15 protein-coding genes are annotated in these 20123 nt (G+C 49.2%); 3 read left to right on the top strand and 12 right to left on the bottom strand.

Annotated elements, in window-relative coordinates:
* Positions 1–15: 15 nt before the first annotated feature.
* From F463_RS0108150 to F463_RS0108105, 10 genes are all read right to left on the bottom strand, one after another.
* Positions 16–294, bottom strand: a complete 279-nt coding sequence (locus F463_RS0108150; protein ID WP_018986581.1) for a DUF2325 domain-containing protein — start codon at positions 292–294, stop codon at positions 16–18.
* A 67-nt stretch (positions 295–361) separates the two neighbouring features.
* Positions 362–1369, bottom strand: coding sequence for a sulfate ABC transporter substrate-binding protein (locus tag F463_RS0108145; RefSeq protein WP_018986580.1), 1008 nt, complete (start codon positions 1367–1369; stop codon positions 362–364).
* Positions 1370–1382: 13 nt separating this feature from the next.
* The gene (locus F463_RS0108140) at positions 1383–3020 is read right to left on the bottom strand and encodes an alginate export family protein (protein WP_018986579.1); all 1638 of its coding nucleotides are present in this window, start codon (positions 3018–3020) and stop codon (positions 1383–1385) included.
* Between the two features lie 62 nt (positions 3021–3082).
* A complete protein-coding gene (locus tag F463_RS0108135; protein ID WP_018986578.1) occupies positions 3083–3277 on the bottom strand; it encodes a YezD family protein in 195 nt (64 codons plus the stop codon).
* Positions 3278–3441: 164 nt separating this feature from the next.
* Positions 3442–4851 (bottom strand): porin, encoded by a 1410-nt coding sequence (locus tag F463_RS0108130; RefSeq protein WP_018986577.1) that lies wholly within the window; start codon positions 4849–4851, stop codon positions 3442–3444.
* A gap of 155 nt (positions 4852–5006) precedes the next feature.
* Positions 5007–6545 carry a lysine--tRNA ligase gene (gene lysS, locus F463_RS0108125; protein WP_018986576.1) on the bottom strand — a complete coding sequence of 513 codons (1539 nt, stop codon included), beginning with the start codon at positions 6543–6545 and terminating at the stop codon, positions 5007–5009.
* 202 nt (positions 6546–6747) lie between these two features.
* The gene (locus F463_RS0108120; protein WP_245545177.1) at positions 6748–7860 is read right to left on the bottom strand and encodes a sensor histidine kinase; all 1113 of its coding nucleotides are present in this window, start codon (positions 7858–7860) and stop codon (positions 6748–6750) included.
* A gap of 57 nt (positions 7861–7917) precedes the next feature.
* The gene (locus F463_RS0108115) at positions 7918–8598 is read right to left on the bottom strand and encodes a response regulator transcription factor (protein WP_018986574.1); all 681 of its coding nucleotides are present in this window, start codon (positions 8596–8598) and stop codon (positions 7918–7920) included.
* A gap of 175 nt (positions 8599–8773) precedes the next feature.
* Positions 8774–9346, bottom strand: a complete 573-nt coding sequence (locus F463_RS0108110; protein ID WP_018986573.1) for a hypothetical protein — start codon at positions 9344–9346, stop codon at positions 8774–8776.
* 291 nt (positions 9347–9637) lie between these two features.
* Entirely contained in the window at positions 9638–11527 is a 1890-nt protein-coding gene (locus tag F463_RS0108105; RefSeq protein WP_018986572.1) for an ATP-binding cassette domain-containing protein, read from the bottom strand.
* A gap of 175 nt (positions 11528–11702) precedes the next feature.
* On the opposite strand from F463_RS0108105, the gene F463_RS0108100 reads away from it, so the two are divergent.
* The 3 genes from F463_RS0108100 (at position 11703) to tldD (ending at position 17965) form a co-directional block, all read left to right on the top strand.
* Positions 11703–15554, top strand: a complete 3852-nt coding sequence (locus tag F463_RS0108100; RefSeq protein ID WP_018986571.1) for a YhdP family protein — start codon at positions 11703–11705, stop codon at positions 15552–15554.
* Between the two features lie 35 nt (positions 15555–15589).
* Complete coding sequence (locus tag F463_RS0108095; RefSeq protein WP_018986570.1) at positions 15590–16447, top strand: carbon-nitrogen hydrolase family protein; 858 nt, start codon at positions 15590–15592, stop codon at positions 16445–16447.
* Between the two features lie 78 nt (positions 16448–16525).
* Positions 16526–17965 carry a metalloprotease TldD gene (gene tldD / locus F463_RS0108090; RefSeq protein ID WP_018986569.1) on the top strand — a complete coding sequence of 480 codons (1440 nt, stop codon included), beginning with the start codon at positions 16526–16528 and terminating at the stop codon, positions 17963–17965.
* 233 nt (positions 17966–18198) lie between these two features.
* On the opposite strand, the gene F463_RS0108085 is transcribed toward tldD, so the two are convergent.
* Both F463_RS0108085 and F463_RS14210 read right to left on the bottom strand, forming a co-directional pair.
* Positions 18199–19365 carry a sugar MFS transporter gene (locus tag F463_RS0108085; protein ID WP_018986568.1) on the bottom strand — a complete coding sequence of 389 codons (1167 nt, stop codon included), beginning with the start codon at positions 19363–19365 and terminating at the stop codon, positions 18199–18201.
* Positions 19366–19477: 112 nt separating this feature from the next.
* Positions 19478–20071: a hypothetical protein gene (locus F463_RS14210; protein ID WP_154650033.1), complete on the bottom strand. Its 594-nt coding sequence runs from the start codon at positions 20069–20071 to the stop codon at positions 19478–19480.
* Between the last annotated feature and the right edge of the window lie 52 nt (positions 20072–20123).

Below are 20123 nucleotides of genomic sequence, written 5' to 3'. Positions count from 1 at the left end.
TCAAACAGAGCATCATCAGGCTGCTTCTAATACACGCTGCATGCCATCGGCAATATTGCGCGTATAAACAACCTTCAGTCCACGTTTGTGAGCCACATGCTTAATACGATACATCATGGAATGATTGAGCCAGCCGGTGACCAGCACAATCACATTGAGGTTTGCTGGTAGCTCGCGCTTCACGTCCCCTGGTTTCCTGCCGGTCCAATGATCAATTTTATTGATACCCTGTGCTTGCAACACTTGTTTGATGCCTTCAATACGGTCACCACCAATCACTAATGCTTTTGACATGAAACACTCTCCTTATGTAGAGAAAGAAAAAGGCATTGGGTAAATGCCTTTTTCTGTTGATCAAATCTTATTTCTGGTAAATCTCGTCAAACACACCACCATCGGCAAAATGTGTTTTTTGTGCCTTTTGCCAACCACCAAACACCTCGTCAATCTTGATCAAATTGACTTTTGGAAACTGTTTTTCATATTTTTTGGCGACTGATTCCAGTGTGGGGCGATAGTAATTCTTCGCTGCAATTTCCTGGCCTTCTTCACTGTATAAATATTCCAGATAAGCTTTCGCGACTGTTTCGGTACCGTGCCGTTTGGCATTCTTATCCACCACAGTGACTGGCGGCTCAGCCAAGATAGACAAAGAAGGCACCACGATATCAAACTTGTCCGGACCTAGCTCTTTCAATGCCAGAAAAGCCTCGTTTTCCCAAGCCAGCAACACATCACCAATACCGCGCTCGACAAAAGTCGTGGTTGAGCCACGCGCACCGCTATCCAGTACGGGGACGTTTTTGAACAGCTTCTTCAGGAAATCCTTGGCTTTTGCATCATCGTTATTGTTTTGCTTGAGCGCATAGGCATAAGCGGCCAGGTAGTTCCAGCGTGCCCCACCCGAGGTTTTCGGGTTTGGCGTAATCACTGAAGTACCCGGTTTGACCAGGTCGTTCCAATCTTTGATGTTTTTTGGGTTGCCTTTGCGCACCAAAAATACAATGGTAGACGTATACGGTGAGCTGTTATGTGGCAACCTTTTCTGCCAGTCAGGCCCAAACAAACGGCCTTTGCTGCCCACTTCGTCTATGTCGTAAGACAACGCCAGGGTCACCACATCTGCCTGCAAGCCATCAATCACCGAACGTGCCTGCTTGCCAGAACCACCGTGCGACTGTTTGATAATCACATTGTCGCCGGTTTTATCTTTCCAGTACTTGGCAAACGCGGCATTGTAGTCTTGATACAACTCGCGGGTGGGGTCATAAGACACGTTGAGCAGGTTGATATCTGCTGCTGATGTGACTAAGGGTAATACAAAACTAACCGTTGCAATTACCTGAATTAAAGTTTTGTTGAAATTCATGCTATTCCCTTTATTAAAAACCTAACAATGTCAGTTCAGTGTAAAAGAAGTCAGAATCTGCTGCGCGGTCAGATTGCCCAGCCACACGACGTGAGGTGGTCTTGACAAAATCTCCAGCCCAAAAGTGCGCATAGCCTAGATTGAGTGACGCATATTGATTAATCGGGAAGCGAATACGCAAGTCGTACTCCTTACCCAGATCCTTACCTGACCTACCGGTTCTATCCTGAAGATTGGCACCCGCATTCCAGCGGTCGGATGCTTGATCAAGCTGGTACCAGCTAAAGCCGGTATCCACTTGGACACGGTCTAAAAATGCAATTTTTGGTTCAAACTCAAGGCGTATTTTAGGTGTGCGGATGTTTTCCATTTGAATGTAATCGTCGTTTGACCAAGGTCTTGCAAAACCAAATAAACGGTCAAAGCGCCCACTATCAGTGCGATCAGCACCGGATGGGGTTGTTCTATCCCCTGAAGCCACTCCATAAAACACACTAAAACGTGGCTTCCAGGGGTGTTTAAATGAATAACCGATTTCAGCGTTGTAAGCGTAGGCATCATGGTCAACCTTGATCAAACTTGCGCCAACCAAACGCTGCACATCACCCCATTGCTTGATATAGCTCGCGTCATAATCAAACTGGGTGCCGGGGATATTACCGTAAACGCGTAAACCACCGGTGTGTATTTCGCGGTCAACTTTTGCTGATGCAACCGCCGGACGGCCATCCGTATCATATTTCACCTTATCGCCATCTTGTTTCAGCAACAGATAATATGGCTCAAAAGTCACATAATCGGACCAGCCGCGATAGTCACCAATCACACCATAGAAATCTTGAGATTTATTGACCTCATCGTTTTCTCTCGTAAATCGTTGAATCGGCTGCACAGCAAACCATTCGAGCTGCCAATCGTTTTTCTTATCACCGATATTGCCACGCCAGCCCTGGAAATTATTTGTGGTGTTGCGCCACTCATTGCGGGCGATCAAACGGCGGTCAATCGCTTCCCAGGCATGGCGACCATAACGAACCCACGCAGGACGGGCATTACCCAGATCATCTTTGTCCAAAAAAGAATCTTTGAAATTCAACTCGAAATAGCCCTGCAATACATGCAGGTAATTAATGTCGCGAGTATCGAATTCGCGGGTATAGTCTCCGTTGTTACGGCGTGAGTCTTGTAACTCGATCGCAAATCGCAAAGGGTCGAGGATATTCTTGACCCCTACAAATGCACGCGTACGCAGTAATATCGGCTGATCAAGATTTTCATCCCTGCGTCTAAAATCGTTGTCACGGTACTCGTAACGTGCGCGATACTCCAACCCCAGGTCGAGCCAGTCAACATCGGCAAAACTGTCAAAGTCTTTGAGCCAGGTTTTGTTAGCCTGACGGACATAACGCGGCGGATCAGTTTCTTTTTGCGTACCATAACTGCGGCGATCAACAAAATGGCCATTAGCTGCCAGTTTTGCAGCTTTTTCCTCTGCTGCAATTTCTGCTAGTCGCGCGTTAATTTTTTCCTGTTGCTGAGCACTGTCAACCGAGCTTTCAGTCACTTGCAGCTCTTGTGCAAAGGCGACGCTGCTTCCTAACCACCAGAGGCCAGCGGTGGCCAGGGCAAGACTTAATTTTTTAACCTGCATGTAAATCTCCCGTAGATACTTAACTTCCAGTGGCCTGGTCAGTGATTAAATAAATGAATCCATTACTTTCTGAATTTAGATGGTTGATCAAAGCGGACTTTCTCGCGACGCTCAATTTGCGTCACACGACCGTCATGGACTGTAATTTCGATAGAGCCGTAACCTGTATCCTGTTTTACGGCCTGGATGGCAGCTGTGATCACTGCCAGTATCGCTTCATCAGTTTCTAACTCAGGTGATTTGCTTGACTTATTCATGCGATGTCTCTGCTTTGGATAGACGGCATTATTTCAGACAACACTTATTTTAAAAAATAATTATTTATTATTTTATTATTCTTAATAGTTATATATAAAATAAAAAAAGTCCCGCATAAAGCGGGACTTCAGTGAGATTCGCAACGTTTTAAAATCAACTCACTTTAGAAGTTGTATTGCACTTGTACACGTAACGCATCTGCGGTGAAACTCTGGTAGTCTTGTGTACCTGCACGGTTGCCAGTTACCAGATTATTACGCTTCATGCGGTGATATTCTGCCATGATCTCGACTTCTGGCGCCAATTGCCACTCAATACCCAGCTCCCAGTCATTGACTTCGTTTTTAGGTGCATTGGTTTCGGCTTTGTTGTAGCCATCAAAATACTGCCAACGGATAAACGGAATTAATGTACCGTTGGTATCCAAGAACTGGAAATTATCAATCTTGTACATTGCTTGTACGTAGCCGCCTTGAAGATGTTTTTCCTCAATACGATTCTGCGCGACATCAAGACCTGGTGTAGTTCCCCAGTTCCATTCTGCTTGCAGACCGAATGGTTGTGGATACATCATGAAGCTAATACCTAGACGTTCGTCTTTGATCCCTCTAGTAACGGTATTACCATTACTTGAAATCACAGTTGGCGTCCCACTCAGAGTGGAAGTTCTTCTGTAGGCGCCTGTGGTAGGTTGATAATCACCAGTGTAGCCTTGTATCCCTGCTTCATAAATCTGACCAGATTCAGTTTTCCACGGGTAAGTTGCACGAGCAACAAAATGATAATTATCATTCACATCACTACGGTTGGCACCTTGACCGTTATAAAAGCCTGCTGCCAACATACCGTAGTTGCCAGAGTGTTTAAGGCCTTTATCATTGATTTCTTTAAATAAGGCTTGAACGTTTTCTGGTGTGTAGTAGTAAAACGCACCGGTATCTCGCTCATCACGAACCGCACTGTTCAACGCATCCACACGATCCATTGCCAACCGGTTTGAAGAGGATTGCAGGTTTTCAAAACCGTAAGGTACTTTTGATTGACCTACACGCACACGGTGTACCCTGGCTTTATCAATATTAATATCACCGTAAGCATCGCGTAACTGGGCTATGTTACCAGTTGTACCTGCCGAGGACGCAAAGTCCGGCTGAATGTAGTAACTTAAATGGTCACCAAAGTCACCAAAGATGATCACACGTGCCCGGCGGATTAAAAAGTTTTTATCTGAGTTGATGGAGTCTTCTGTACCAACAGAACGATCAGACCACAGGTCAACAGGATTGGCGAAATTATCGCCATCACCACCAATCATTTTGGTGACACGGTTTTGAACATAGCCACGAATATTCACACGGCTTGTCCAGCTCTTACTTTCTTTCTTTTTCTGCACTTCAACTTCGTTAGTGCGCCCCTTCATGAGCAAGGAGCCCTCTTCCTCAGTTAAAACACCTTTGCTCACCAGCGCCTGAACCAGATCAGTCGTTGAATCAGCGTATGAGACCGACGTCAAACCTGTTAACAGGCCACCCGCCAAGGTTGCCATCAACAAACGACGAAACTTCAAATTCATTTTTATCCCCTGTTATAGATTACATGTTTGTATCCGGGGCGTATTTTGAATTTTCAATATGACATTTTGATGACAACCTTACATTTTTCTTACACACAGACTACTAGTCATAAAAAAGCCACCCTTGGGGGTGGCTGTAAGCCAAAATTTAGTGGTTAGCTTTCCGCACGCATGTGCGGGAACAAGATCACATCACGGATGCTGGGACTATCGGTAATCAGCATCACTAGGCGGTCAATCCCAATGCCGCAACCACCTGTGGGCGGCATGCCGTACTCAAGGGCACGGATGAAGTCGGCATCGTAGTACATGGCCTCCTGGTCACCAGCTTCCTTGGCTTTCATTTGTGCATGGAAGCGGGCTGCCTGGTCTTCCGCATCATTTAGTTCGCTAAAACCGTTGGCCATCTCACGGCCAGTGATAAACAACTCAAAACGCTCAGTGATTTCCGGGTGCTTATCTGATGCACGGGCCAGCGGCGAGACTTCCACCGGATAATCAATAATGTAAGTCGGTTGCCAGAGCTGACTTTCAGCCGTTTCTTCAAACAGGGATAACTGCAGTGAACCCAGGCCAGCGTGATCAAATGGTTTCACACCAAACTTCAGTAACTCCTGGCGCAAGAAATTGGCATCATTCAGCTGGTCTAACGAATATTGAGGTGCATATTTCTGAATCGCGCCAATGATTGTCAAGCGTTCAAAAGGCTTACTCAAATCCACCTCTTTACCGGCATAGCTCAATACTGCTGTCCCATTCGCAGCAATCGCCGCTGCACGAATACATTGTTCTGTAAAGTCCATCAACCACTGGTAGTCAGTGTAGGCCGCATAAAACTCCATCATGGTGAACTCGGGGTTATGACGGACGCTCAGGCCTTCGTTACGGAAGTTACGGTTGATCTCGAACACCCGCTCAAAGCCGCCCACGATCAGGCGTTTTAAGTAAAGTTCTGGGGCGATACGCATAAACATTTGCATATCCAGGGCATTATGATGCGTGATAAACGGTTTGGCCGAAGCACCGCCTGGAATCGGGTGCAGCATCGGCGTTTCAACTTCAAGAAACTCGTTATCGTTCATGAACTGGCGAATGGCCGCGACAACTTTAGAACGCGCTTTGAAGGTTGCGCGCGTTTCTTCAGAAGTAATCAAATCGACATAGCGCTGGCGGTACTTGATTTCCTGGTCTTGCAAGCCATGGAATTTTTCCGGCAATGGACGGAGCGATTTGGTCAGCAGTCGCAACTCGGTGACATGCACAGAAAGCTCACCGGTACGGGTTTTAAACAAACGGCCGCGTGCGCCCAAAATATCACCCATGTCCCAGTGCTTGAAGCTTTCGTACAGCTCTTCACCAATTTCGTCACGCGCAATATACAGCTGGATACGCGCGGTGCTATCCTGGATAGTTGCAAAACTGGCTTTTCCCATGACGCGTTTGAGCATCATACGGCCGGCAACAACGACTGGAATCTCTTGCGGATCCAGCGTTTCTTTATCGGTTTCCGCATAAGCACTTTGTAATACGGCAGCTTTATGCTCAGGCTTGAAATCATTTGGGAAAACAGCGGCTTGTTGAGCCCGCGCCTGTTCCCGCATCAAGCGTAACTTTTCTCGGCGCTCCGCGATCACATGATTTTCATCGATGACTGACTCTGTCGTGCTGTCTGGGTTGGAGTGTTGTGCTGTCATAAAATATCTGGCAATCGCCTGCGTAATTTTAAACTCGCTATTTTAGCATTGTTACATCTTGGCACCTCTAAAAAATCAAATTCCGTTGCGATACTGCGTTACTCATAAAAAATTTCTCGTTACATATCAATCATATGCGGCGTCAAAATTTATTATTCGCGCCTTGTCTGGCTTAGCAATTTGATTTTTTAGAGGCGCCCACCTATTTTTTTGACTCTTGCGTCAGGCGCGCTTGGCGTGTCGGCAAATGAATACGGATCATAAAACCATAGGGAGTCAGATTGGCCGCTCTAACGAAGCCGGCATGGGCTTCTACAATGTGCTTAGTCATTGCCAGGCCGATACCATGACCATCCACCTGTGAGGCACGACGGCCTCTTACAAACGGCCTAAAAATCTGTTCCAGCTCCTGTGGGTCAACCCCCTCGCCCTGGTCTCGCACTTCCAGCGTCACCTCCCCCGTGCGTGCGCTGTGCTGCAACTCAATGGAGACAATGCCATCTTCAGGTCCATATTTCACGGCGTTGCGAATGACATTATCGATCGCCCTTTGCAGTAATTCGAGCTGACCTTCTACCACCACATCATCTTCAGGCATGTCCAGACGAACTTTGGCTTCATGTTTTTCGAACAAGACGTCACCGACAATGCCTGTCAATAAACCTTTTAAATCCACCTCTGTTTTTTGCAACTTATGCATGCCGGATTCAAAGCGGAAAATTTCCAGCAGCTCGGCAATCATTCTTTCCATGCGAACCGCTTCCAGCTCTACACGTTGCAATGAGCTTTGCATTTTTTTGGGATTTTGCATGACCAGGCCAACGGCCATTTGAATTCTGGCAAGCGGTGAGCGTAATTCATGCGAAACATGATGCAGCATTTTTGACTGGCTTTTGATCATGTTATCAATGCGGGATGTCATCAAATCAAACGCTTCAGCCAATTCTGAAAACTCGTCATGACTGGCAGTAATTTTCGGGCTGACCACTCCCGGCAATTCTCCGTTTGCTGCACTCTTGAGGTGTTCAAGCAACAATTTAACTGGGTGAGAAATGGACCAGGCCAGAATACCTGCAAAAACAGCACTCGCTATCAAACAAAACAAAAGTGCTGAAATCGGAAAATTTAAAGATAACTGCGCATAATTTAAAACCCGCCAAGTCCCTAGCCTGGTTTCATCCTGTTCAATGCCAGCAGGTGGACAGGTTGCGGGTGGGAGACAAGGTTGTTGAACCTCGCGATAATGCAGGGCCTTCTGGTTTAATTCCCACTGGACAATATTACCAACGGTAATGACCGTGGAAATAAGCGCCAAGAATAATGCTGCAAATAACTTCCAGAACAGGCGCCCCATAGGCCATGCAACTAATTATTACTCTCGGACAAGTTGGTAACCGACTCGGTAAATGGTCTGTATCACATTCACACCGCCAGAGGCATCAGAAATTTTTTGGCGAATACTGCTCAGGTGTACATCAATGCTACGGTCGTACTTGACTAAAGGGCGGCCTAAGGCCTTGATAGACAAGTCCTCTTTGCTGACAATCGTACCAGCATGCTTGGCGAGAATTTCAATCAGGCTGAATTCAGTACTGGTGAATACAATCGGCTTGTCAGCCCAAAATACTTTCCTGCGCTCGCTGGAAACAACCAGTTGTCCCACGACAATATCATTGCCTTTGGGCATATCTGCGGTCTGACGACGCAAAATGGCACGAATCCTTGCCACCAATTCTCTGGGTAAACAGGGTTTTTGCACATAATCATCGGCACCATCTTCGAGACCTTCAATACGGCCTTCGTTGTCATCTTTTGCCGTTAACATCAACACAGGGATATCAGAGTGCTGCCTGATATTGCGCAAGGTCTGCATGCCATCCTGGCCAGGCATCATGACATCCAGAATGACCAGGTCAAATTTACCAGCCAACACATATTGCTCACCGGTCAGTCCGTCGTGCGCGGTGGTCACGGTGAAGCCTTCTTGCGTCAGGAACTCCTTCAGCATGTTAGCTAATTCAACATCATCATCAATCAACAGCAGCTTGCTCATTTAGGTCCTCTTGCAGATCGGCAGAATGCTTTTCACATGTTAAGCCTTGGAATCTTATCGAACAATCAAATTGATTAACAAGCGTAAACAGAACAACTTTACCCAAGTTTTCAAAGCGTTGTTTAAATGTAAATCTTGATTAAAGTATACAGAAAAAGTTCGGACTATAACATTCTTAATCTGCCGTGAATGCCTCACACAACTGGCTCAGTAACTGGCCAAATAGCGGCAACACATCTTCAGCACTATGCGGGCTATCATCATCCGTGGTCGCGACTAAAAAACTGATGGTGACTTTATCCAGATTCTCCCGGTACTCCAGCCAGTGTTCAGAGTTTGCTTCTGCAATCAATTTAAACTTGTGAAAACCGGACTCAATGATTTCGGCGAGCAGCTCTGGCGCCAGCCCGTCAAACAAGGTTTTGGCAATGGTTATTTGCGCCCTGCCATAGTCTGGCTGCAATCCATCCTGTGTCAATGGCATGAACAGGAAGGCATAAATCATCAACCCAAAGCATTGATACACGCCCAGCATTTCAAAATCACTTTCAAGTTCATCTGCTGGATGGCGCCCAGCCGCCTGGATAGACCTGAATGTCAGGAAACTTGCCAGGTAGTGTGCCGAATCTTCAATATCGGTATTGGCCAATGCGGAGACAGCCTCCGCTTCAGACAAGTGATCTGCACGCGTCTGCGCCTGACATAATTGATGCATCAACCTTAAACGCTGTTCATAAGTCATTTCCATATTGAATCCTCATCCTATTGTAGTGTTAGGGCCTGTTAACGCTATTTAAGTTGCCGCTGCCGGAGAGCATTTATTCGTTACGCAAGGCGCAAAGAGTGCAGTTTAGCTGGTTACATAAGCGATAGACAACGTAGCGAAACGAATCAATGACTTCAGCCCGCAGGGTTACCTCTGTCATCAGCGCTCTCCGCGTTGTTCGGCGCTTGTTGGAATAACAAAACTGCGCTTCTCACGCCTTGATAGCACTGATGACAGAGGCAACATCGACAATTGAAATAGCGTTAACAGGCCCTAGTCAATCTCGGGCAGGGCTTCCAGCTTTTCCTGTACATCCAGCCATTGTGCCTCGATTGAATCCAGTTGTTTTTGATTTTGCGCTTGCGCAATCAGTAATGCCTGCAGCGTTTCGCGGTGTTCAACATTGTAAATATCACCATCCGCCAATTTGCTTTGCAACGACTGCTTTTCTTGCTCCAACTGCGCCAACTGACTTTCCAGTGAAGCCAATGATTTGAGCAAAGGCCTGCGCTCAGCCAGGCGTGCCTGCCTGTCGGCTTTTTGCTGATGATAACTGTTTTGTTTGACAGGTGCCGTCTGGCTGGACACCGTCGCTGTCTGTGTTGCGTTAAGCAAGAACTGCTTGTAATCCTCAAGATCACCATCAAACACTGCGGCTTGACCTGCGGCCACCAGCACAAATTTCTCGCAACAGGTGGCTAACAGGGTACGGTCATGCGACACCATCACCATGCCTCCCTCATATGCCTGCAACGCCATCGACAAAGCATGACGCATCTCAATATCCAGATGGTTGGTCGGCTCATCTAGTAAAATCAGGTTAGGCCGCTGCCAAATCAACATTGCCAATGCCAAGCGGGATTTTTCACCCCCAGAGAATGGTCCGCAAGGCATTCTGGCCATGTCACCCCTGAAATCAAAACTCCCAAGGAAATCCAGCAGCTCCTGCTCCCTGGCTAATGGGTCCAGCCGCTGCAAGTGCTGCAATGGCGAGTCGCTGGCAACCAGCTGTTCTAGTTGATGCTGGGCAAAATAACCGATGCGCAGGTCCTTGCCTTCCACGCGCTCACCTGCCAGCAAGGTTTCCGATTGTGCCAGCGCTTTAATCAGGGTGGATTTACCCGCCCCATTCTTGCCTAGCAGGCCGATACGTTCACCAGGACGGATCGCCAGGTGCGCCAACTTGACCAGAGGCTTGTCCGCATAACCAAGTACAACCTGGTTCATGACCAGTAACGGATCCGGTGCGGGGCCAGCCTCGCGGAAACCAAAACTGAAGGGTGAGTCCACATGCGCGGCACTGATCAGCTCCATCCGTTCCAGCGCCTTAATGCGGCTTTGCGCCTGGCGCGCCTTGGTTGCCTGAGCACGGAAACGGTCAATGTATTTCTGCAGATGTGCCATTTGCTGCTGTTGCTTCTGGTAACTGGCTTGCTGTAAGGTCAGTTTCTCAGCACGCTGGCGCTCGAAATCACTATAGCCGCCACGATACAAGGTCAGTTGTCGCTGTTCGATATGCAGAATATGGTTAACCGTATTATCCAGAAACTCGCGGTCATGCGAAATGAGCAACAGCGTGCCACGGTAGGCATTGAGCCAGCCTTCTAACCAGATCACCGCTTCAATATCCAGATGGTTGGTTGGCTCATCGAGCAATAGCAAATCAGACCGGCACATCAACGCGCGCGCCAGGTTCAAGCGCATCCGCCAGCCACCGGAAAAGTCGCTGACCGGCTGGCTTAATTGTGGCTGTGAGAAACCCAAGCCCGCGAGTAAGGCGCTGGCCCTGGCTTCTGCACTATAGCCGTCAATATCTGCCAGGCGTTGATGCCACTCAGCCACCTGCAAGGGATCCTGTTGATCACTTGCCAGATGTGCCTGCAAGGTGCGCAACTCTTCATCGCCATCCAGGGTGTAATCTAACGCAGATTGCGCCAGTGCAGGGGTTTCCTGAGCGACATGCGCAATCACCCAGGATGGTGGCATCAGCAATTCCCCTACATCGGCAACCAGCTCACTACGCAGCAAGGCAAACAGAGTAGATTTACCCGCACCATTTGCCCCGGTCAGGCCCACACGGTGACCCGGATGCAATTGGAAGCTGGCATTTTCAACCAGGGTTTTACCTGCTCGGGAAAAAGTCAGTTGTTTAAACTGAATCACTGACAGTCACTTTCATCTGAAACAGAATCGCAAAAGAGTGGCATTTTAAACGAATCATTCATGCTCAGGCTGAATAATTCAACCGCAACCGCGTGCTTACACTGCGGCTACGCAACTGTTTTCGAGTAAAATAGTCTGTTAAACCATCAACCCCTCACCCTTGCTTAACGCCCTTATGCCCTTGCAAAAAATCAAACGCTGGCTGGTGTCTTTCCTGATTGTCATCTTTGTCATATTGGCGGGCATTATTGGCACTATTCAATTCTACGTATTTCCGCACATAGACGATTACCGCGGAAAAATTGAACAAGCGCTCAGCGAGTCACTCAAGCAGCAGGTGACCATTGCTCATATTGCCATCCGCTGGCGCGGCTTGGCACCCCAAGTGACGCTGGGGAAGGTGGTTGTGTTTGATGCCGAGCATCGGCCAGCCCTTGAGCTGTCCAAGGTCACCACGCGCCTATCCTGGAGCAGCCTGGCCACACTCTCCCCGGCACTGATTAGCCTCAGCATAGACTCACCCAATTTAGTGGTGAGACGCACCGCTGATGGTGAATTGTTTCTGGCTGGCATTTCCATGTCTGGCCAAGGCAACCCAGCCTTTGCCAACTGGTTGCTGGCACAAAGGCGTATCAAAATCTCAAAAGCCACGGTGACCTGGGTGGATGAAAAAAGGCAAGCGCCGCCTCTATTACTCAAAGATCTGAATATTCAGATCTTGACCCCGGTCTGGCAACGCCTGCTGAACCGCCATAGCATTCATATTGATAGTCTGGTTTCAACCGGGACGCGGCAGAGGATCACCGTCGAGGCCGTTTTAGTAGGGAGCGATGTCGCCAAACCTGAGGCATGGCACGGCGAGATATCCCTACGCCTGCCAGACACAAATATGGCAGCCTGGGGCCCATGGCTGGACCTGCCAGTCAACGTGAATGCGGGCAAAGGCAACCTGACCACCACACTGGCATTTGATGCCTTGCAACTGCAGCGATTAGCGGCGCAAGTGCAACTCAAGAATGTCGCCGTCACACCGGCCAATAAATCCCGGACATTCGTGGCTAAAAGCATGTCTGGCGAGCTACGCTGGCAGCGCGTTGACCAACGTTTTATGCTGGCACTCAAACATTTCTCTGCGGATATCCAGCCAGGAGTGGTGCTGGAAGATACCAATGGTGAACTGCAATGGGATAGCCAGGGCCATGAAGGGGTGCTGACCGCAAAAAAATTTGCACTGGCCCAAGGCGATCTGTTTGCGGAATGGCTACCGGCCGACTCTGCCGTTGCCAGGTATCTTGAAAATATGGCACCCGCTGGGAATGCTTCGCAAATCAAGGCACGCTGGTTGTACCAGCAGAATCAATGGCGTGACTATTCAGTCGCAGCCGATTTCAACGGCCTACACAGCAAAGCCTACGAAAACATCCCAGGGTTGGATAACTTGTCCGGGCAACTGTCCTTACGTCCGAATGCAGGCAGCGTTGAGTTTGATACAAGCAAAGCGAGTATTGAATTGGCTGGGCTGTTACGCTGGCCATTACCGATAGACCGCCTGCAAGGTGAAGTCGAATGGCGCAATAACGGCCAGAAAACACTGATTAGCACACGTAACCTGCACTTTAGCAACCCGCACTTGGCCTTGCGTACCAACCTGGAGTATCAGCTCGGCGCAACAGGTGGCGACACCATACAACTGCAAAGCCAGATTGAACGGGGCGACGCCAAGTTTGCACCGTTTTATTACCCGCTCATACTAGGGGAAACGACCTTACACTGGCTGGACACTTCTATTCTCAGCGGGCAGATCAAGCACGGTGAAGTGATCGTCAAGGGGCGGTTGCAGGACTTCCCCTATGTGAATGAAGCACATCACTCCGATCCATCCATCGGTTTATTCCGTGTCACGGCACAAGTCGATAATGCCAGCCTGGAATATGGCACCGATTGGCCAGTGATCCAAAATATTGAAGCGCTGCTTAAATTTGAAGGCAAGCGCATGGATATTAGTGTGAAAAACGGTTCGACGGTTGGGCAGCATATTACACAAGCACAGGTGGAAATCCCCAGGCTGGATGCCGACTGGCCTATGCTCAACATCAAAGCAGCGGCGACCGGCACTCTTGAGCAAGGCATCAGGTTCGTGAACACCAGTCCCGTGCGCCAGGTCACCATGGGGTTTACTGACTACCTGAAAGCAAACGGCAACGGCGAGTTAAAGCTGGCATTACAGGTGCCCCTCAACGATGTCGATGCCAGTCTGTTCCAGGGCGATTACAACATCAAAAACGGGCACATTGCCGCCAACCCGCAAATTGCCATGCCGGAAATGAGCAACATCAACGGTCATTTGAAGTTCAATGAAAAAGGGCTACAAGCACAAGGCATACAGTTATCAATCTTTGACAATCCTGCCAGTGTCAGCCTGAATACCCGTCCTGATAAATCTGTCATGATCCAGGGTAATGGCCGCATCACTGATGCTGCACTCAGAAAACTGGATAACAATGCGATTACCAGGGCCTTGCATGGCAGCACAGACTGGAAAAGCAACTTGCTGATCCAGGCGCCTAACATCCGCCTGGATATTCGCTCACAGCTGATTGGCATGGCGATTGATTTGCCTGAGCCTGCTAAAAAAAGTGTCGATACCCCTGCAAACTTAACCGTCCGGTTACGCCAGGAAACCGGTCAGCCGGACAAGATTGCCATTCTCTACAACGACTGGATACATGCCAACTTTCTGCGCAACCCCAATAACCAGGCGACACCGGTCACTGCAGGCGAAATTGCCATCAACACCCCTCCCCGCCAACCTTCTGGGAACGGCATCAATTTGCGTGCGGATTTCCAGAAACTGAATGTGGATGAATGGCTGGCATACCTCAATCAAGGTAGCAACAACCAGGCAAGTGGCGCTTCGTCATTGTCCTTAAACCAAATCGAACTGACTGCTGGTACTTTGCATGTGTTCGACCGTAACCTGCATCAAATCAAGCTCAATATGTCACCTGACAATGAACGTTTGAAGCTTTCCATCCAAAGTCAGGAGTTGGCAGGCGATGCAGATTGGCTGCCTGGCAAACCCAGCAAATTGGTCGCAAAACTGAATTACCTGCGCATTCCACGCAGCATGGACACCGACAATACGCCTAACACGGCAGAAATTCGTCATCAGGACACAGGTTACCCTGAGCTGGAAATTACTGCTCAAGACTTCCAGTTTGGCGACAAACAGCTAGGCAGCCTGGACCTCAAAGCATACAACAGTGGCGAAAGCTGGGTGATCCAGCGCATGAACCTCACCAACCCTGATAGCCAACTCACGGCCGATGGGATCTGGCGCAACTCAATCCGCAACCCGCAAACGCAGCTCAAATTCAAGCTGGCCTCAAGCAACCTTGGCAAAACCCTGCAACGATTCCAGTCCAGCGGTGAAATGGTCAAGGGCGGGACAGGCAATATGAGTGGACAGCTGGGCTGGCCAGGTAGCCCACATGAATTTGCCGTAGAAAGGCTGGATGGCAACTTTACCATGCAGCTGGAAAAAGGCCAGATCCTGAAAGTGCAACCGGGCGTTGGCCGCCTGCTTGGACTATTGAGTTTGCAAAGCCTGCCTCGCCGATTGACGCTAGATTTCCGCGACCTGTTTAGTGAAGGTTTTGCTTTCGATAAAATCACTTCAACCGCAAATATCAGGGATGGCATTTTACGCAGTGACGACCTGTTTATGACCGGGCCTGCCGCAGAAGCCACCATCAAAGGTGAAACCAATTTAAAAGCAGAAACACAACGCCTGCGTGTTAAAGTCGTGCCTCATATCACTGACTCAGTCTCCCTGGCAGCACTGGCAGGTGGACCCATTGTCGGCGTGGCCGCATTTGTCGCTCAAAAGCTGTTAAAAGACCCACTTAACAAAATCAGTGCGAGTGAGTATATGATTACAGGGACCTGGGATAACCCTCAGGAGGCTGATATAGATAAAAAGGCACCTACTGCCCCTTCTGTTCAACCTTTAAACAATCAGCGTTAATGTCAACATCTCTATTATTTCACCGGAAAATAGCCATGGCAGAAAAGAAAACCAAAAAACTGAAATCTACAGCCAGTGATGACATCGTTAAAGTCGCCGCCGTTCAAATGGCCTCCAGCCCCAACGTATCAGCCAACCTGGTAGAAGCCAAGCGGTTGATCGAAATGGCTGCCAAGGCTGGTGCAAAGCTGGTGGTGCTCCCGGAATACTTCTGCATTATGGGGCTGAAGGATGTGGACAAGGTGGCTATCCGTGAAAAGCAGAACGATGGCCCAATCCAACAGTTTTTGAGCAAGACAGCCAAGGCCTACAAAATCTGGATCGTGGCTGGCTCTGTCCCACTGGAAAGCCAGCACGCAAACAAGGTCCGTAATAGCTGCCTGGTTTACAACGACAAGGGCGAGCAAGTGGCGCGTTATGACAAAATCCACCTGTTCGGTTTGGACATGGGCACGGAACACTATCATGAAGAAAACACCATCGAGCCTGGGGACACCGTAGTGACCCTGGATACGCCTTTTGGTCGTATTGGCTTGTCTATTTGCTATGACTTACGTTTCCCTGAACTGTATCGCGCCATGGGCGACGTCGACATGATCGTCGTGCCATCCGCCTTTACTGAAACCACGGGTAAGGCTCACTGGGAAACGCTGATACGCGCCCGTGCGATAGAAAACCTGACCTATGTCATCGCTTCGGCACAAGGTGGTTACCACTTATCCGGCCGAGAAACACATGGCAACAGCATGATTGTTGACCCTTGGGGCGTAGTACTGGACCGGCTGCCGCGTGGCTCAGGGATTGTGATTGCCAATGTTAACCGCAATTATATTAAAAACCTGCGCCAGAGCCTGCCAGCATTGAAACACAAAACCATTAAGGCAATTTCATGAAAACACTGAGCGCCCTATTGGCACTCTTAAGCAGGAATTGGCTCCAACCTTAACAATTGAAACGACTTTAAATTGACTATGCAAACCCTACTGACCACCGCCAATGACCTGTTGCTCCGCCCGGCCGGGCTAGACCAGACCGCGTTAACCAACGTTCTGTCTGGCATGATGACGCACAACATCGACTATGCGGACCTGTATTTTCAATACAGCCGTAGCGAGTCATGGGGCCTGGAAGAAGGCCAGGTCAAATCTGGCAGCTTTAATATTGACCAGGGCGTGGGCGTACGTGCGGTGAGCGGCGAGAAAACCGCCTTCGCCTATTCTGACGATATTCATCTGGACGCCTTACAACAGGCGGCACAAGCCACACGTGCGATTGCTAATCTCGGTCAGGAAAAAACTGGTCATAGCATCATCACGCGCAGTCATACCCCACTCTACTTGCCGCAAGACCCGATTGCCAGCCTGAGTGCGGATGCCAAGGTCAAGCTACTGGAAAAACTGGAAAGCTACGCCAAGGCTCAGGACCCTCGCATCACGCAGGTGATGGCCTCGATTGCGGCGGAATACGAAGTGGTACTGGTCGCGCGCAGTGATGGTGTGATGGCCGGTGATGTACGTCCCTTAGTGCGCTTATCCCTGCAAGTGATCGCTGAACATAATGGACGCCGCGAGCAAGGCTCCAGCGGTGGCGGTGGCCGTTTTGATTACAGCTACTTCACCGACGAAGTACTGCAAGACTACGCGCAAAAAGCTGCACACCAGGCACTGGTTAATCTCGATGCGCGCCCTGCCCCCGCTGGCAGCATGACTGTAGTGCTTGGCAACGGCTGGCCAGGCATTTTGCTACATGAAGCAATAGGCCATGGCCTGGAAGGCGACTTTAACCGTAAAGGCAGCAGCGCTTTCAGCAACATGATAGGCAAGCAAGTCGCAGCCAAAGGCATTACTATCGTCGATGACGGCACCATCGCCGACCGTCGTGGTTCATTGAGCATGGATGATGAAGGCAACGCGCCACAAAACACCGTGCTCATCGAAGACGGCATTCTGCGCGGCTATATTCAAGACACACTCAATGCCCGCCTCATGGGCATGGGCCTTACTGGTAATGCGCGCCGGGAAAGCTACGCGCATATTCCCATGCCTCGCATGACCAACACTTACATGCTCAACGGCGACAAAGACCCGCAAGAGATCATCAAGTCCGTGAAAAAAGGTTTGTATGCCGCTAACTTTGGCGGAGGTCAGGTCGATATTACCAGCGGGAAGTTCGTCTTCAGTGCAGCGGAAGCCTACATGATTGAGGACGGCAAAATCACCTATCCAGTGAAAGGTGCCACCCTGATTGGTAACGGTCCGGACGTACTGACCAAAGTCAGCATGGTTGGTAACGATATGGCATTAGATAGCGGCGTAGGCACCTGCGGCAAGGAAGGACAAAGTGTGCCGGTGGGGGTTGGGCAGCCTACGTTGAAGATTGATGGGCTCACTGTTGGTGGTACGTCGGCTTGACCGCTGTGTATCAGTTCCTGCGGGGTTCGCATCCCCGTGGGGACGCCAAATCCTTTTTCTACGCATTTGTAAAACTTCTAAGCCTTTGTATGGTGGGCAATTACTTGCCCACGCGTCCATTATCTTTATGTTTTTCTAGCTATCCATGTTTTAAGGTGCAATTTACATAGCGCGACAATTCCATTAGTTTTTGGCTTTACCGCGCGTGGGCAACAAGTTGCCCACCCTACAGGCTAAGCTTTTGTAAAATTTCTGAGTCCTAACCAAGCAATATAAACATAACAAATCACCGGCAATATAAACGCGTGATGCAAGCCCAAACGATCGGCCAGCAAGCCAGTCAATAACGGCACAATCGCCCCTCCCAAAATCGCAGTAGCCAACAAGCCTGACCCTTTTTTCTCCTGCCCATCTTTGAGGTCTTTAATCCCCAGCGTGAAAATGGTGGGGAACATGATGGAATTACACAGGCCGACTAATGCCATGGTGGCAATTGCCAAGGTGCCGGTGGTTTGCATGGAAACCAGAATCAGCAACACGGCAAGCAATGCATGCGTCATCAAAACTTTAGCTGGGGCAAATGCTTTTAGTGTGAAAATGCCAATAAAGCGCCCCACCATGGCACCACCCCAATATAAGGCAACCAATGGTGCGGCTTGGGTTTCACTTACATGGCTGATTTCCATGACGTAATTGACCAGGAAGCTGCCAATCGCTACTTCAGCACCTACATAGGCAAAAATACCAATCACGCCCAGCAGCAAGCCTTTTTCTTTCAAAACGTCTTGCCAACGGCTTTCGTCTGCCTGCGCACTTTCCATTCCGGATAAATTGATTTTGGAAAGCACCAGCGCAATGACGATCAGGACGCCAGCAATCAAGAAATACGGATACACCACACCTTCGGCATAGATGGAATTAGTGAGTCCAGACAGGATGAAATAGGCGCCGAAAAATGGCGCCACAAAGGTTCCCAGGGAGTTGAATGCTTGCGCCATGGTTAATCGCGAAGAAGCCGTTTCTTTAGGGCCAATAATCGCAACACATGGGTTTGCCGCGACTTGCAGTAGGACAATGCCGGAAGCCAGTACAAACAAGGCCGCTAAAAACAGGGCATAAGTATGTAGCAACACGGCGGGGTAAAACAGCAGGCAACCTAATGCAGCTAGGGCAAAGCCAATCACCATGCCTTTTTGATAGCCCATTTTTTCAATTAACTTGCTAAAGGGGATCGAGGTCAAACCATAGGCGGCAAAAAAACAGAACTGAATCAGGGCGGCCTGCGCATACGTGAGTGAGAAAATGGACTTTAAGTAGGGAACCAGAATGTCGTTTAAACAGGTGATAAACCCCATCATAAAAAACAGGATGGTGAGCGAAGTCAGGGCTTTTTTATACATGGGGCTCTCAATGCAATACAAAACGCATGCACTACAACATAAAACGATTCAATTGGGAAGCCTGAACGGCAAACTTGCATAGTGAGCTGCAGCCCTGTTGCTGCTAAAAACATCACGGGCAAGTCTGCGCGGTGACAACGGGTATGCGTTGCAGTATCGAATCCAGCGCAGAAGAAACCAGCTTTTGTGATGCCGCTTCCTGCAGCATCGGCAAGACCTTAGAACCACTCAACTCATGATACCGTTTTTGAAAGTCGCGTAAGGTACAGACTAATGTCTGCAACCGTGATGTATCCTGTTCGGCTGGAATGGCAAACTCGTTTTCTGCGCCATAACCATGAAACAGACTGGTCTCCAGGCCAACCACCAGCGCCAGCACGTGGTCGCCCTGAAACTGCTCATCAAACAACAACGCCAGTGCCTGCTGGTCTTGCAACCTTTGCAAACCATCAAAACGCCAGCCAAATTTGCCATCAAACACCCACTCTGTCATTTCTCGTGGGCCGACCTGTGCACTCTTGCTTAGCTCCTCTGGGTGAGATTCATACAAAGCCAGCATCAATGCACGCAAATCTTCGCTATGTGCCGACATGATTTGCTTGGGAGAGTTGACTTTGATGGCTCGGGCAGCCAGCCTATCCGTTTTTTTGAAATGATTTCTTTTGGCAGTATGGCTGGCTGATGCTTGATCAGGTTTTTGAGTCACGCCCGCTGCAAATACGGTACTGCATATCCCCAAAAAAACCACGAATACAGAC

The sequence above is a fragment of the Methylophilus methylotrophus DSM 46235 = ATCC 53528 genome (assembly GCF_000378225.1).
GTDB lineage: Bacteria > Pseudomonadota > Gammaproteobacteria > Burkholderiales > Methylophilaceae > Methylophilus > Methylophilus methylotrophus.
Note: the sequence above shows the minus strand (reverse complement) of the source record. Positions and strands in the feature narration are given on the sequence as shown.

Excerpts from the sequence above, each read along its gene's own strand:
- F463_RS0108150 (WP_018986581.1), bottom strand. The coding sequence starts at position 294 with ATGTCAAAAGCATTAGTGATTGGTGGTGACCGTATTGAAGGCATCAAA.
- F463_RS0108130 (WP_018986577.1), bottom strand. The coding sequence starts at position 4,851 with ATGAATTTGAAGTTTCGTCGTTTGTTGATGGCAACCTTGGCGGGTGGC.
- lysS (WP_018986576.1), bottom strand. The coding sequence starts at position 6,545 with ATGACAGCACAACACTCCAACCCAGACAGCACGACAGAGTCAGTCATC.
- F463_RS0108110 (WP_018986573.1), bottom strand. The coding sequence starts at position 9,346 with ATGGAAATGACTTATGAACAGCGTTTAAGGTTGATGCATCAATTATGT.
- tldD (WP_018986569.1), top strand. The coding sequence starts at position 16,526 with ATGCAAACCCTACTGACCACCGCCAATGACCTGTTGCTCCGCCCGGCC.
- F463_RS0108145 (WP_018986580.1), bottom strand. The coding sequence starts at position 1,369 with ATGAATTTCAACAAAACTTTAATTCAGGTAATTGCAACGGTTAGTTTT.
- F463_RS0108100 (WP_018986571.1), top strand. The coding sequence starts at position 11,703 with ATGCCCTTGCAAAAAATCAAACGCTGGCTGGTGTCTTTCCTGATTGTC.
- F463_RS0108085 (WP_018986568.1), bottom strand. The coding sequence starts at position 19,365 with ATGTATAAAAAAGCCCTGACTTCGCTCACCATCCTGTTTTTTATGATG.
- F463_RS0108095 (WP_018986570.1), top strand. The coding sequence starts at position 15,590 with ATGGCAGAAAAGAAAACCAAAAAACTGAAATCTACAGCCAGTGATGAC.
- F463_RS0108135 (WP_018986578.1), bottom strand. The coding sequence starts at position 3,277 with ATGAATAAGTCAAGCAAATCACCTGAGTTAGAAACTGATGAAGCGATA.
- F463_RS0108140 (WP_018986579.1), bottom strand. The coding sequence starts at position 3,020 with ATGCAGGTTAAAAAATTAAGTCTTGCCCTGGCCACCGCTGGCCTCTGG.
- F463_RS0108115 (WP_018986574.1), bottom strand. The coding sequence starts at position 8,598 with ATGAGCAAGCTGCTGTTGATTGATGATGATGTTGAATTAGCTAACATG.